Source organism: Cognatiyoonia sp. IB215446 (assembly GCF_033963825.1).
Lineage (GTDB): Bacteria > Pseudomonadota > Alphaproteobacteria > Rhodobacterales > Rhodobacteraceae > Yoonia.
Genome location: NZ_JAXBMD010000011.1, coordinates 22,228 through 36,121, shown reverse-complemented (window position 1 = coordinate 36,121; position 13,894 = coordinate 22,228). Strand labels below are relative to the sequence as shown.

Below are 13,894 nucleotides of genomic sequence, written 5' to 3'. Positions count from 1 at the left end.
AAAAAGCCCCTGCGATGAGGGGCTTTTCGAGTAGCTATGACGCGACGCTTCCGGTCTGATCAGTCGTTGCCGGTTGCCGAGGAAACATCAACAGATACGCCCGGACCCATCGTGGAACTGACCGCGATCTTTTTCATGTAGGTGCCTTTGGCGCCCGATGGCTTGGCTTTGCCAACCGCATCGACAAAAGCCAGCATGTTTTCTTCGATCTGCTTGGCGCTGAACGACGCCTTACCGATCCCGGCATGCACAACGCCAGCCTTTTCCGCCTTGAACTGGACCTGACCGCCCTTGGCGTCTTCGACGGCCTGCTTGACGTCCATGGTTACCGTGCCAACCCGTGGGTTTGGCATCAGGTTGCGGGGCCCAAGCACTTTACCTAGACGACCAACGATGGCCATCATGTCAGGTGTTGCGATGCAGCGGTCGAAATCGATTGTACCGCCCTGAATGGTTTCCATCAGGTCTTCGGCGCCAACGATGTCGGCACCCGCCGCTTTCGCCTCATCTGCTTTTTCGCCACGGGCGAAGACAGCCACGCGGACGGTCTTGCCTGTGCCGTGCGGCAAAGAAACGGTGCCACGCACCATCTGATCAGCGTGACGCGGGTCGACACCCAAAGTCATCGCGATTTCGACAGTCTCGTCAAACTTGGCTTTGGCATTGTCTTTGACCAAAGCTGCAGCTTCAGCGACAGTCACGTTGCTTTTGCCTTCGAATGCAGCGCGTGCGGCTGCTGTACGCTTACCAAACTTTGCCATTACTTCACCTCGATGCCCATGGAGCGGGCAGAACCCATGATGATCTGCATCGCGCCGTCGATGTCGTTGGCGTTGAGATCCTTCATCTTCGCTTCCGCGATTTCACGCACCTGCTTGCCGGTGATCGAGCCTGCGACGGCCTTACCGGGCGTCTGCGAGCCTGATTTAAGCTTTGCGGCCTTCTTGATGTAGTAAGACGCAGGCGGCGTCTTGATCTCCATCGAGAACGACTTGTCCTGATAGTAGGTGATGATGGTGGGGCATGGCGCGCCAGGCTCCATATCGCCGGTTTTGGCGTTGAATGCCTTGCAGAATTCCATGATGTTGATGCCGCGCTGACCCAGCGCAGGGCCCACAGGGGGGGACGGGTTGGCTTGCCCTGCAGGGACCTGCAGTTTGAGCGTACCCACGACTTTCTTGGCCATTGGCCTTCTCCTTTTCCAACGCCCATCGGTCGCGACCGCAGGGCTTTTCGTTGTGTGGTCCGGCTGGACACGCGCGCGCGCCGCACCTCCCACAATGGATTGCCGCGCCCGATGGGTACGACAGTCGTGCCGCTTAGAGGTGAATCATCTTTGTTGCAAGGGGTTTTCGAGGGTGGTGTTATGTAAAATGCGTTTGTTGTCCGACAAAGCCAGGGTCGGCAGTGCGGGCTTTGCCGTCATTCGTTGTTTCCCAAAGAAGGACTGCTTACCCGGGAAAGCTGATTTCACTGGCCGCAACACTGCTTATCAAACCACCAGTGTTCACAGCACAATACATAGATCGTGGCGGGCGGGCGGCTTCGTCAATATGTCGGTGAACCCAGCTTCTGGTTTCCATCGTTTTCAACGTCTGCGACAAGGCGCGATCCGTAATTGTTCGCAGGTTTCGTTTAATCTCATTGAAGTGACGCGGCTGATGGATTGCGGTCAGAACCGGCAAGGTCCATGAGCGCCGGAGCAAATCCTGATCTCCTTCAGCAGTGACACTTTGAATTTTGTTCGCAAGGGCAGCAGCGGAAACTCCAAGCTCTGTCAGTCGAAACTCTGGGCGCAGCGGATGGCCATAGCCGGGGTTTCGTTCCAACAGTCCGATCGCAATGAGGTGGTCCATGCTTTGCGCGAAAGCAGTCCTGCTCGCTCCGGTGGCAGCAAGTAGCGGCGCCTGTCTTCCGGCAATGCCTACATGCAGGCTCGACAGAATAGGAATGGCCCAAGCCCTTGAGGTCGTGTTGACAAAGGTTCCTATGTCCATAAAGTATAGTTAATATATTCGTGCACATAAGGGAAGACCATGTCACTCATCTCACTGGAAGAAACCATCACCATCGCGCTGTCAGTCAAAGACCGCCATGCAAGTGCTGAGTGGTACGGCAGTATGCTTGGGTTCGAAACGATCTACCACGCGGATGAGGTTGGGTGGTCAGAGCTTCAGACAAAAACGACCAGCGTGACAATCGGTCTGGGCGAACACACGGAACCTGCGCCTGGAAACTGTGTTCCTGTCTTCGGTATCGCTGATCTGGATGTGGCGCGGCAAAAAATGGAACAGGCCGGAGTAAAATTTGACGGCGAAACCGATGTTGTTGAAGGCATGGTGAAGACAGCGACCTTCTATGATCCCGACGGTAACGCGATGATGCTTGCCCAGGATTTGACCGGCGGCGCAGGGTAGTGCAGGAGCTCGTTTTCCTTTAGCGATCGTTTGAAGTCTCTGCAGCATTCGTCATTTTGGGCTCCAAACAGCCATTGGGCATAGAAAAAGGGGCGCTCACGCACCCCTTCCCTCAACTATGCAGCCCAACGATCTACTGCTTCGTCACCTGCGTATACTCAAGTTCCACCGGTGTGGCGCGACCAAAGATGGAGACTGTCACCTTCAGACGCTGGTTCTCTTCGTCTACTTCCTCGACCAGGCCGTCGAAATCCTCGAACGGGCCATCGTTGACCTTCACCTTCTCGCCGATCTCGAAGTTGATCAGCGTGCGTGGCGCTTCTTCGCCTTCCTGTACGCGGCCCAAGATCGCCTCGACCTCTGCATCACGCATAGGCATGGGCTTGCCTTGGGGGCCAAGAAAACCGGTCACGCGGTTGATGGAGTTGATCAGGTGATAGCCCTCATCGGACATCTCCATATGCACAAGCACATAGCCGGGCATAAAGCGACGCTCGGCGGTCACCTTCTTGTTGCGGCGAATCTCGATGACTTCTTCGGTCGGCACCAGCACTTCGTCGATCTGTTCATCCAGCCCACGTTCTTCCGCCTTCGTGCGGATTTCTTCTGCGATCTTCTTTTCGAAGTTCGAGAGAACGCTTACCGAATACCAGCGTTTGGCCATGATTTGCGTACCTTGTCGTCCATCGCCCGTGCCGGGCCAGTTGCATTTGTGCCTGACGGGTCATCCGCCAGTCCCGAAAACAAAAGCGGCGCGCAACACCCGTCGCCGCACGCCATTTTCGGAAGATTGCAGGCTGATACCGCCGCCACCCGTTGTTTTCAAGAGGGGATCTGCAATTTCAGCCGCGTCATGCGCCGCCGAAATAGGACAGAACGCCGGTCAGACCATTGCGGATCAAAAGATCAACCAAAAAGAAAAACACCGCCGTCAAGGCCGACATGATAAAGACCATCACCGTCGTCAACAATACCTCGCGCCGGGTTGGCCACACAACCTTGGAAACTTCTGCGCGCACCTCTTGGATGAACTTGAGAGGATTGGTGGTGGCCATTGTTGCTTGTCCTTTTTGGAAACAACGGGGACATACGGCCTCTGCGGTGTGATTTCAAGCCCGCGCGAGGTCACGCGGCGTCACGTTCCGGTCCTATTATCTTGCTTTTGATCCAATGCAAGGCGCAGGACGATTTCATCGCTGATCGGGATGCCGTCGTGGCCGCGCATCGGGATTTCGGGCTTGATCGTTTCTCTGGCCCTGTTCACTGCGCTAATGCGCGTCTCCAGCAACCCAAACCCGTATTTTTGATAGAAGCGGAGCGCTGGCAGATTATCGTTTGTGGTCGTCACGATGATGCAGCGCTTTTGCGCCGCCCGGCATTGCGCAACAAGGTGGTCCAGCAGGTGCCGCCCCGTGCCTTGGCCCGGCAGACAAGCCTTGATCGCGATCACCTCAACCTCGTCCGCGCCCTTGTCGCGGTAAATCAAAAGCCCTTGATGTGGGGATGCGATCAGGCAGGGCGCGTGCGATGCGTCGATCTGCTCTTGGTCGATGACGATGATCTCGCTACCCCAATTGTCTTGCAGACAATTGATGATCCAGTGGTGATCGTCTTGTGTTGCGGGGCGGATATCCATCGTGATGTTGCCGTGGTCGAAAGTTTTGCGAACACCTATGCGACAGAGATTGCCCTCATATGACAGGGCGCAGCCCCTCTATCAAATGCAACACCGATCCCCGGCTGAGACAAGGCGCGAGGTGCGCAGAACCCGTACATCGCCCAGATCACCGCTGAGTGGCGCATCGTAGAACCCGTTGGGTTCCGGCAACAACTCCACGGCGAGGAAAGTCAGCGGCGTGTCCTGCGGCAGCCCGTAATCCGCGAGCATATCTGTCAGTTCCGCTTCCTTGAACCGGCCCTCGGCGCGGGTTGCGCCGCCGATGTTGGAGCCTTGCGTGCGGCGATTGCGCCGTGCGGGCCTGCTTTTCCTTATGCCGAGCTTCACGTTTTGCCAGCTTTCCCCGTCAGCGCGGGCGATACGGGCATAAACGACAAACCAGATCTCGGTCGCCGGTTGCAGCGGCATATAGTTGATGCCGTCCTTGACCGGGCGGGCAAAGGCCGACGACAATGCGTATTCGTCGATAACGCCATTGCGATGCACATCGATTGGCAATGCGGGCGCGGGGTGCTGGACGCCTTCAAGTATCAGCGGCGGGCCAAAGCGCGCCTGTGCGGTCGACCACCAAGGGTCCTGTGGGTCGACGACGTCATGGCCTACCGTGAACTCGTACGTAAAGAACCCGAAGAGTTCGGGCGAGGATGCGGTCAGCGTCGGCGGGATCGGCAACAGATAGTGCCGGACCAGTTCACCATTTTCAGGCGTGCAGGGGATCATACGCTGCGCCACGCCAAGACCCGACAAATCCTGCACCTGATCTGGTCGGATGATCCGCACGAATTCGGGATCAAGCGGTGCTTTGTCATAGGCGGGTGGGTCCGCCAAGGGCTCTGCATCGGGCATCAGCATCGGATCGGTGGTTGAGGCAAGGACGCGCGCAAAGAACGCATCGCGCGGATCGTCCAGCGGTTCCTCAAACTCAACCCACAGCATTCGGTCGCGCACGCCGGTACCTTCATAATCACCAAAGATCTTATAGTCGCCAAAGGCATGGCCGGTCGCGACGATCTTGGGGACCTGCCGGGGCGGGGCGGTGACGGGCAGGTTGTTGCTGATCGTCGCGGTCTCGGTGCCGCCGCCCTTGAGGTTGAGCGTTACAGTGTAGGTGACAGACAGTTGATGCGGCTTCCGGCTCATCTCCGCGACCGGCGGTTTGAAACCGTCGATCAGGCAGAAGTCGAAACTGTCGCGATTAACCTCACCCTTGGCTGCGCGTGGGCTGATCGTATTCTGGATCGCGATGGTGCCCAGATCATCTTCCCAAAATGTGCCGACATCCGGGCCGGGGGCGATCAGTTCGATCCGCCTTGTGACGTTGAATGTAGCACCGGCATAGGCCAGCCAAGTCCAGTCTCGCTCAAGCGTCAGCTTTATAACATTCAGCCATTGTGCGCCCAGCTCATCAGGTGAACTGAGTAGGACACTCGACCTGTCCGGCGCCATCGCATGTTTGAGCCCGTGGCAGGCGAAGATCGTGCGCCTGCCTTCCTCTGGCAGAAGGACCGCCTCATCCTCGACAAGGCCGGTGGCTCCAGCAAGCCTTGTCGCCAATGTGCGCGACGGGCGGCGGCGGGTCACGGTCGCCTCCGAAAGGCTGTCGGTCGAGGGGTCGGGCCGCAGATGGACCGAGGCGATACGTTCAGCGTCGGCGTTTTGCAGAAAGACCACAGGCTCGGTTGTGGGCAAGACCTCAATGGGTATGGGTGTCAGCACGCGCGGGGGGCCACGGCGAACGGTCGGCACACCCCAGTAATTGGACCGCTCCGATCCCAAGGCATGGGCAACGACTCGCACCTTGCGCCCTGTCGGGAGCATCAACGGGCCGGTCAGTGATCCCGGTGGTGCAGCACTGTCAGGCCATGTGATGTCACTAAGCCTCGCGCAATCAACCATGGTGGACACGACGGTCAGAGGCCCGGTCTCTGCGCCTGTGGGGTCAAGATCTGGAAAGGCGCGCGTGGTCCGGTAAAGCTCCACAAAGCCTTGATCATCGGCGAGCGGGTCAAGGCGCGGATGCAGCACCATGATGCGAAACTCGACAAATTGTGCATCAGGGTCGGGCAGAGCCAGCGGGCGAACTACTCCGGCAAGCTGGTTTGCCTGCGCTTGCGCCGCCATGCGATCAAGGGCGTTTGGCGCATCGGCAAAGGCGGCCTGCGGCCAGCCGATCCCCGGACGGGAGAGCGTGAATTCTCCGATATCGGCATCCGGCGCGGTCTCATTGCCCAATTCACCCAGCGGCACATAGCGGCGGAACATGTGGCGGGCGATGGGGGCCTCGGCGCTGTTGACGGCCACCTCATCAACCTGCGGGCCGCCACCGGTCGCGTCGACCATGCGTACGCGGAACTCGTAGGTTTCCCCATAGTGCAGCGGCAGGGCATCCGCGCCGACCGGATCATAAGGCAGGGGCGCATCCTGTGGCTCACCCAGCACATCGCGAAGGGCCGCAGTGTCCGCAACAAGCGACCCGCCACGCCATTGGGTATAGCTGGGCGGCAGCCAGTATTGTTTATCAAGCTGGGCTGGGTGCACCTCGACCGTCAATTCGGTTTCAAAGGCAGGCAAGTTGGCCGTACCGATGCTCATCCCCGGCGATGCAATGCGGCAGAGCGAATTCCAGTTCGCCGTCCCCGGTGCCCGTACATCAATCCGGTATCCCGCCGCACCGGACGGCGCATCGGGCAAGGGCTGCCCATCGGGCGATGCAACAGACAGTCCTCGGTCGAGCCGTTCCACGATGGATTCGTCGTCCCAACCCAACCGAAGGCCCGCATCCATCAGCGGGGGTGGGAAACGATCTTCTCCGTCTTCATCCTCTTCATCATTTGCGTCGGTAGAGCGAGGCTGACTTGCATGGACGATTTTCGCGAAACCGTCATCGAACGCGATGGCTTCAGGGTAGACTTGATCGAGCGGACCGAAGGTAGCTGCGGCAGTTGCATCGGCAGCGACGGGGAAAAGCACGGATGTAAAGACCGGGCGCGGGGTTGCATCAAGGATGGGCACACGCGTGGCAAACCAGCGCGCAAATGTCGGATCGGCGGTGACCTGATCATGATAGGCACCACCCGCCCCCAATGTCACAAAGAGCCAGCCGCCATTTTGGTAAGTTGTCCCAACATCGAGGCTGATCGTGTGGATAAACCCCGCAGCCCGCGCGACCTGTGGCTGGCGCAGCAGCATAGCAAAAAGCTCTCCCCAGCTGAGCCGTTCATCATTTGGCGTGGGTTCGGCAATTTTCGACGGTGGGCAGCGTTTGGCGCAGTGGTAGCTATCGTCGATCACCGCAAGCGGTGTACTTGGTGCGGTAAAGCCAAAGCTTTTTCGATAGGACAGCGGTAGGTACTTTTTGAGGTTCGAAGAGCCTGCCCGGATTGCCGGTTCCGGCGGTAGGCTGAGGTCCAACGTATCGCGGAACTCATCAAAGATGGCGGCCTGATCCGGCGGCGGGTTGAGCAGCATTGATGTGCTGGCAGGCACATCAGCCAGCGTGGGCAGAATGGTCGGATCGTCGCCAATATGCGCCTGTACCTCAATCGTTGCCCCCGCAAAGGGCGGGCCGTTGGGAACGGCGAGACCATCGGTCAGCGGATCACCGGGATCACCGACGGGGATGATCAGGATATTCGCCTCAAGCCGCGTGTCTTCGGGCGACCAGGACGAGAGATATGTGCAAAATGTCAGGCGTGGCGGACTAATCATGGCCAGGGTTCCTTCGTTTTAGCGTTCGTCGCTGACATCAGCCTGGAATTTGATGGAGATGATCATGAAGATCGAAATGTTAACGCCGACAAAGCCCTGATACCGGCGCTTCTTTTCACCGTCTTTTTCGATCTGCACGCAGGCGAACTCTCCAAAAATTTTCAGGCTGGCCACCGGCGTGAGTTTTGCTTTGATCTCAAGAAAGACAAAGCCGCCCATCCCGGTTTCGCTGCCGCGGATCAGGAGCAACCCAAAGCCGGCGGCGAAAGTCGACTGGAACGCCCCCAGCTTGCCGCCCCATTGCAGACCGACGTAAAGCCGCACCTCGATCAGACCTTTGGCCTTGCCCGCATCGGGGCCGGTCAAAAACGCCTTTCCGCCCATTGTCAGGCTAAAGCCGAACAGGATGGCCACGGGTCCAGCCGGTATGGCAAAGCGCGCCTCGAAGCCAACCTTTGTGCCGATGAAGAGCGACTCGTCAGTGACGCCAAGTTCGTTTTCAATGCCAAGCTCGGACAGGGCGAAGAGACGGATCGCAATGGCGGAACCATCAAGCTCGTTACCGTCTTCATCTTTGGGAATTGGCGGGAACCTTACGTCGAAGCCATAAGAGATTTTCGGCGTCACCTTCAGATTGCTCACGCCAAGATCGACCGGGCCAGCCTTTCCGCGTTGGTCGAGGAATGGCATCGCTGACAACAGATTTTCGAGCACGGGGCTCATCAGCGTTTCGATTTCGTCCAGTCGGGCGCGCTGACCCGTGCCACCTTTGACGGTGGCGCGCGCGCCACTCATGTTTGGCAGGTCCTGAACCTCGGTCCAAACTTCTAGGCCCGGGAATTCGAGTTTCCAGTTGTCCGGCTGCAGCTGAAAACGCAATTCTGCGTTGTCATAGCTGATGCGCAGACGATCCGCTGAGGTTTCCGCCAGGATCAGGTCACCCCGCGGCGCCTGGAATTCCACGTCGCGCGAAAGGGAGAGATAGCCCGTCTCGATCTGGACGTTCAGCCAGTAGTTTTTGTCGATCAGCGCGATGGCGTTGCCCAGCGGTGGGAACAGCGCTTTAGAAGATGAGGCCGCATAGAAATCAGCGAAGGCCGGTGGCAGGTCCGACACGATGCGCGGCTGTCCGGGCGCGATCTCGGGTCGCTGGAACAGGAACCGATGCGCGGTATCGGCCTGCAAGAGGCCATATTCCACCTCTGGATTACCGCCACGGAAAAGGTCCGCCGCATCGCGGATGCGGTAGCGTCCGACACCTGGCGCATTGACAGTGTTGCCTGATGCGGGCTGCGCGATGCCCTCGCGTAGGATGGGCGCGCCATCGGTGGCCGCCGCAATGTCGCCACCGCCGCCCACCGATGGACCGGGGCCGGAGACGACCGACCACGACCCGGCGGTGCCAAAGATCGGCATTGTGCGGACGGCGCCCACGAAGACCGGTTGCCCCGCGCGTTCGGCCAGAGCCACCTCAATCCGGGTGGCGCGGGCGCGGAAACCTGATCCGCCGACATTGATTTCAGTATCAACGGGTCCGCCGATGCCGCCTTGATAAAGCACAAGGGCGGCAAGGTCCGCCGGCGACAAGGGCTGGCCTGGACCGGGCGGCAGCGGCGTTTGATGCGCCAGATGCAGAAAGCCGATCAGCCCCTCGGCCCGTGTCCGCTCTGGCGCGCCGTCGATTGTGACATTGGCGTCAAAGGCCATGGGCAGCACCCGCCCGGTGCCGGGCAGGGTCAGTTCCTCACCCGCGGGCCGGATACGGTCGATGTCGTGGATGCCGCGGATCAGGCCGGGATGGATTTCATAGGGCTGCGCGGGCACAGTATCGGTCGTGAAATCGAAAAGACCCGGCGACTGTGCCTGCCAGCCACTGTCGCGGCGAACGACACCGCCGCCGCCGCGCCGCTCAATCGTGACAGAGCGGGTGACGCGGATCCCCCATGGATAAAGCACGCTCGCCACTTTCACGATCTCAAGCAGCGTGCGCCCCACCACAACCTGGAAATTGGCCCGCGTGGTCTCGGCAAAGCTGCCCTTGGGGTTCATCCAGTCGCTGAAGGTGGACGCGCCGTAGCCGCTGATATCGTAGCGGGTGAGCGGCACGCGCGCATTGGCGCCGCCGAATTCCTGGTTGAACAGGGTCTCAACCGATCCTTCATTGCCAACGGTCGCACCGAGCACGCTGATGTTGAGCGGTGCACCAGTATCGAGCGCAACGCCATTCGGGAATTGCACAGCGCGCCCTTCAAAGGCCGCACTTTGGCTGTCCCCATTGCGAGACACATTGACCTCTGACCGCATGCTGACCTGAATGCCGCCCTCAAGCGGTCTTTCGGTCGGGAAAACGGGCCTGATGATGTCCACCGCATCCTCAAGTGGCCCCGGCGGGCGCAGTTTGACCAGCATGCGCATGCCGAACGGCAGGGTGGAGACGACATTGAGCGGATCACCGGTGCTGAGTTCGGCGATCTGGTGATCGAGCGTGATCTCGGGGATCGCGGCTGCAAGCACCGCGGCATTGCTGGCTAGCACCGTGGCGCCACCATCGTCCGCCGAAGCTAGCGGTGTTGGGAAGATGCCCAAGGTGATCGGGTCCTGATCCTTGGGCAGGGTGCGTACAGGTTCCCACTGGATCTGGGGCAACGCAAAGACCCGCAGGGCGGCCAATGGCGCGCCCATACGCAGGCCAAGGACGAACATGCCCCCACCCGCGATACTGCTTTGCCGCTCTTCGATCTGAACACCGATTTGGTCGCGCGCGGTCGAGACGTCCAGCAGCATGCAACTGCCCCGGTCGATGCCAAGCCGCTTAAGATCGGCGCTGAAGTTGCCGATAGCCTCTTGCGTGGCATCCGCTGGATCACCGGTTGGCGTTTGTGGCGGCAGCGCTGCCGAGGCCAGCGGAAAGTCGAAGCGGCCACGTTGCGGGATCACGGCACCTTGTTCGGTCTGGCTGCGATAGGGCGGGTTCAGGTCGTTTTGCGGCGCGGGCCGTGGGCGGCCCCGGCTGGGTGTTGCCTTGCCGCTTGTGGCCCGTGACAATTGCCCCAGAAACCCGAATTCCGCCGCGCCGGTTTCCCACCGGAAAACGCCCAGCAAGGTCGTCAAAGTTTCTCGGCGTAAAAGGTCGTTCTCGCCAACCGAGAGGTTATCGACATAAGGGTCCGGTAATGTGGGGATCCATCCCATCACTGGCACCAGGGTCGCGACCGCCGCGTCAAAGACATCGGTGCCTTGGGCGAGCTTGCCCAAGAGCAGCGCAAGGCGATTTGTGTTGACAGAAAGATAGGCGTTTTCAATCGCCATCATGTTCCGCCGTGGCGGGATATCACGCGCCGGATCGGCAAGGGTGATGCCGACATTCTGATCGTCAGCGGGTCCGGTGATCTGGACAATGACAGGCTCAGACACCATCGGGATCGGCCCGCCTCTGGCATCGACGGGGCGATCAAAGACGTCGTCAAAGAGCCCCGTAAAGCGGACCAGATCGCCACCATCTGCGCCGCACCCAAATGTGGCGGGGAACGGGGTGGTTAGGCCGATGCTGATCTTGGCGTGATGCGCGCTGCCCGGCAGACGCCATAGGCGAAAGTTATGGGCATCGCCAACAGCGCCGGGACGCGCTTCTGCCGCCGAAATCGTGAAACAGTCAGGCCCAATCGCGAGCCGCGCATCATCAAGTCGCGCCTCTGACGCCGGCCCACCGCGCCATGTGACCTTCACGCTGTCGGTAAAGACGCTGACCCATGCATATTGCCCTGCGGCTTCGGGCAAGCTGCGCGGCGTGGCGGTACGGGTGAGGGGTATTGCGAAACCACCTTTGCCAAGCCCCGTCTTGCCGGTCATCTTCGCCGTTTCAAAGGCAAAGTCGGCGGTGTCGATGCGCTCCGGGCCGACCTCGCAGTCAAAGATGATCTGATCGTGGACATCATCATGGCGCATATCGCCAATGGCCCGGAATTCGAGCGATAAACCATCTGCCTTGGCCGCCCCGTTCGAGAACTCTGCCGCGTTTGCAATGCCAGACGCAAATACGATGCGAAAGTCTTCAGGCGCGGCTGTTTCGACACGGGCCGTGGAGATTGGCGACGGGTCCGGTTGAAACGTCAACGCGCCAGCCAGCGGCCCGCCAAGGATCACGTCATCACCGCTAACGCTGACCCCGTTTTGAAGCGCCAGTCTCCCACCAGTGACGCGCAGACCGATATAGCCATCAGCGCCCGCGCTCGGATCCAAAAGGGACGCCGCGACCCAGATTGTGCCGCCGGTGATGGTGATGCGCTGGGCGCCACTGCGCGGTTTACGCGCCGAGGTAAAGAGCATCACCGGTGCAGCACCCGGCGACGGCAGCACCGCAAGCCGGACCGCAGGTGTCAGGATGCCGATGTCAAACTCGCGACCAAACCTGTCCCTCAGCGGTTCAAACAGGAATGTCGGTGCCACGTTCTGCAAGACGTTCTCATCAACCCTATCAAGGAACATCCGCGTGCCAGTTGGTCTGCGGATCAGCATTACGCCGTCCTGACGCAAAAGCGTATCGACATCCTCGCCCAGGCTTTCCAGCGCTGATTTGATTAGTTCGTCATCGGGGATATCAGGGGTCTCGATGGGTGCCACACCCGGCAGATCGAATAACAGGTCCTGTGCGGCGTTGATCAAAATCTCATTGGCGTCCGACAGGACGGAGAGGGCGGCATCAACCTGATGCAGTGTCTGGGCAGTGCGTGCATTGTCGGGTGAAATATCGACGGTCAATCGCTGCCGCAAAGCGGCAAATCTGTCTAAATCCATCTTGGTCAATCCAAGCTAAAAATGGCGTTCAGAAAAATCGAACTGTATGAAAAACCAGCATCTAATTGTTGACAAAAATATCACAATTTGCCGATTCGATCACCACTGTATCTCTAGTGGTGCGCTGCGGTTTGCATAACCTATTGAAAATGAGCATTATATTTTGCCCACTTTAGGGGCAACTCGCGTGGCGAAGCAGGTTGTCAAGGAGTTTGCGAGGGCCAAAACTGACCTAACGCAAGGGACGTGGCCGCCGCTTAGCTGCGTGTCATGTCCCCACGCCAAAAAAATGTCGCCATTCCCTTTTAGGCCCTGATAACCATATGAAGGGTTGGAAGTGGGGAAGAAATGACAATCGCATTGGAAGAAGTGTGCAGCGGTCTGGGCTTTCCAGAGGGACCCGTTGCGATGGACGACGGCGCGGTCCTGTTCGTCGACATTAAAGAAGAGACGCTGGTTCGGCTTGCCCCGGATGGCAAGACAACGACAATCGCCAAAATACCCGGTGGGCCGAATGGTGTGGCGATCGGACCGGATGGCGCGGCTTATGTCTGCAATAATGGCGGCGTTTACAGCTTTGTGCCCTATGAGCATGAAGGCGTTCAGATCACGGTGCCCGCCCCGATCCGCCCCAATTACGAGGGCGGGTCAGTCCATCGCGTTGATCTGGAAAGCGGTACGGTTACGCAGCTCTTTGACTCGTATGAAGGTAAGCGGCTGATTGCGCCTGATGACATCGTTTTTGACGCATCCGGCGGGTTCTGGTTCACGGATACCGGGATCGAAGACGCGGAAAGTACCCGCTACGGCGGCCTCTACTACGCGACGATTGATGGGAATACGCTGGTAAAGGCCGCAACGATCCCGATGCCAAATGGGGTGGGCCTGTCACCCGATGGTGGTACCGTTTATGTATCTGACACGGTTTTTGGCCGCCTTTGGGCGTGTGAGATCACCGGGCCGGGTCAGGTGAAGCCGGGACCGTTGTCAGGCATGCCAGGCAATGTTGTGCAGACTCTGCCGGGATACCAATGGCTTGATAGCCTGAAGGTCGAGGCGGATGGGCGTGTTTGCGTTGGGACCATCTTCAATGGTGGCATCACTGTGTTCAGCCTTGACGGCAGCACCGAACATGTGGCCATCCCCGATCTTTTCACCACCAATATGTGCTTTGGCGGCGCGGACATGCAGGATCTTTGGATCACTGCATCAAGCACCGGCAAGATTTACAAAACAAGATGGCCGCGCCCGGGTCTGAAGCTGGCTTTCACGGCCTGACGCAGATCGGACATGGCAA

The 13,894-nt window shown here is 59.3% G+C and carries 10 protein-coding genes; 2 read left to right on the top strand and 8 right to left on the bottom strand.

Going from position 1 to position 13,894, the window contains the following annotated elements; genetic code table 11:
* Nucleotides 1–59: 59 nt before the first annotated feature.
* The 3 genes from rplA to SLH49_RS21530 all read right to left on the bottom strand — a co-directional run bounded on the left by rplA (nucleotide 60) and on the right by SLH49_RS21530 (nucleotide 1,997).
* Entirely contained in the window at nucleotides 60–761 is a 702-nt protein-coding gene (gene rplA / locus SLH49_RS21540; RefSeq protein ID WP_320271206.1) for a 50S ribosomal protein L1, read from the bottom strand.
* Complete coding sequence (gene rplK / locus SLH49_RS21535; RefSeq protein ID WP_320241166.1) at nucleotides 761–1,186, bottom strand: 50S ribosomal protein L11; 426 nt, start codon at nucleotides 1,184–1,186, stop codon at nucleotides 761–763. Before rplK ends, rplA begins: the two co-directional genes overlap by 1 nt.
* A gap of 265 nt (nucleotides 1,187–1,451) precedes the next feature.
* Nucleotides 1,452–1,997 carry a winged helix-turn-helix transcriptional regulator gene (locus SLH49_RS21530; RefSeq protein ID WP_320271205.1) on the bottom strand — a complete coding sequence of 182 codons (546 nt, stop codon included), beginning with the start codon at nucleotides 1,995–1,997 and terminating at the stop codon, nucleotides 1,452–1,454.
* A 39-nt stretch (nucleotides 1,998–2,036) separates the two neighbouring features.
* Here SLH49_RS21530 and SLH49_RS21525 point away from each other — a divergent pair, with 39 nt between their 5' ends.
* Complete coding sequence (locus tag SLH49_RS21525) at nucleotides 2,037–2,417, top strand: VOC family protein (protein WP_320271204.1); 381 nt, start codon at nucleotides 2,037–2,039, stop codon at nucleotides 2,415–2,417.
* A 133-nt stretch (nucleotides 2,418–2,550) separates the two neighbouring features.
* On the opposite strand, the gene nusG is transcribed toward SLH49_RS21525, so the two are convergent.
* The 5 genes from nusG to SLH49_RS21500 form a co-directional block, all read right to left on the bottom strand.
* A complete protein-coding gene (nusG, locus tag SLH49_RS21520; protein WP_320241169.1) occupies nucleotides 2,551–3,081 on the bottom strand; it encodes a transcription termination/antitermination protein NusG in 531 nt (176 codons plus the stop codon).
* A 187-nt stretch (nucleotides 3,082–3,268) separates the two neighbouring features.
* Nucleotides 3,269–3,472: a preprotein translocase subunit SecE gene (secE, locus tag SLH49_RS21515; RefSeq protein WP_320241171.1), complete on the bottom strand. Its 204-nt coding sequence runs from the start codon at nucleotides 3,470–3,472 to the stop codon at nucleotides 3,269–3,271.
* A gap of 80 nt (nucleotides 3,473–3,552) precedes the next feature.
* Nucleotides 3,553–4,053: a GNAT family N-acetyltransferase gene (locus SLH49_RS21510; RefSeq protein WP_320271203.1), complete on the bottom strand. Its 501-nt coding sequence runs from the start codon at nucleotides 4,051–4,053 to the stop codon at nucleotides 3,553–3,555.
* Between the two features lie 81 nt (nucleotides 4,054–4,134).
* Nucleotides 4,135–7,803 (bottom strand): hypothetical protein, encoded by a 3,669-nt coding sequence (locus tag SLH49_RS21505; RefSeq protein WP_320271202.1) that lies wholly within the window; start codon nucleotides 7,801–7,803, stop codon nucleotides 4,135–4,137.
* 18 nt (nucleotides 7,804–7,821) lie between these two features.
* Nucleotides 7,822–12,597, bottom strand: a complete 4,776-nt coding sequence (locus SLH49_RS21500; protein WP_320271201.1) for a hypothetical protein — start codon at nucleotides 12,595–12,597, stop codon at nucleotides 7,822–7,824.
* A gap of 348 nt (nucleotides 12,598–12,945) precedes the next feature.
* Between SLH49_RS21500 and SLH49_RS21495 the strand changes: the two genes are divergently transcribed.
* Nucleotides 12,946–13,875, top strand: coding sequence for an SMP-30/gluconolactonase/LRE family protein (locus SLH49_RS21495; protein WP_320271200.1), 930 nt, complete (start codon nucleotides 12,946–12,948; stop codon nucleotides 13,873–13,875).
* The last annotated feature ends 19 nt before the right edge of the window (nucleotides 13,876–13,894 follow it).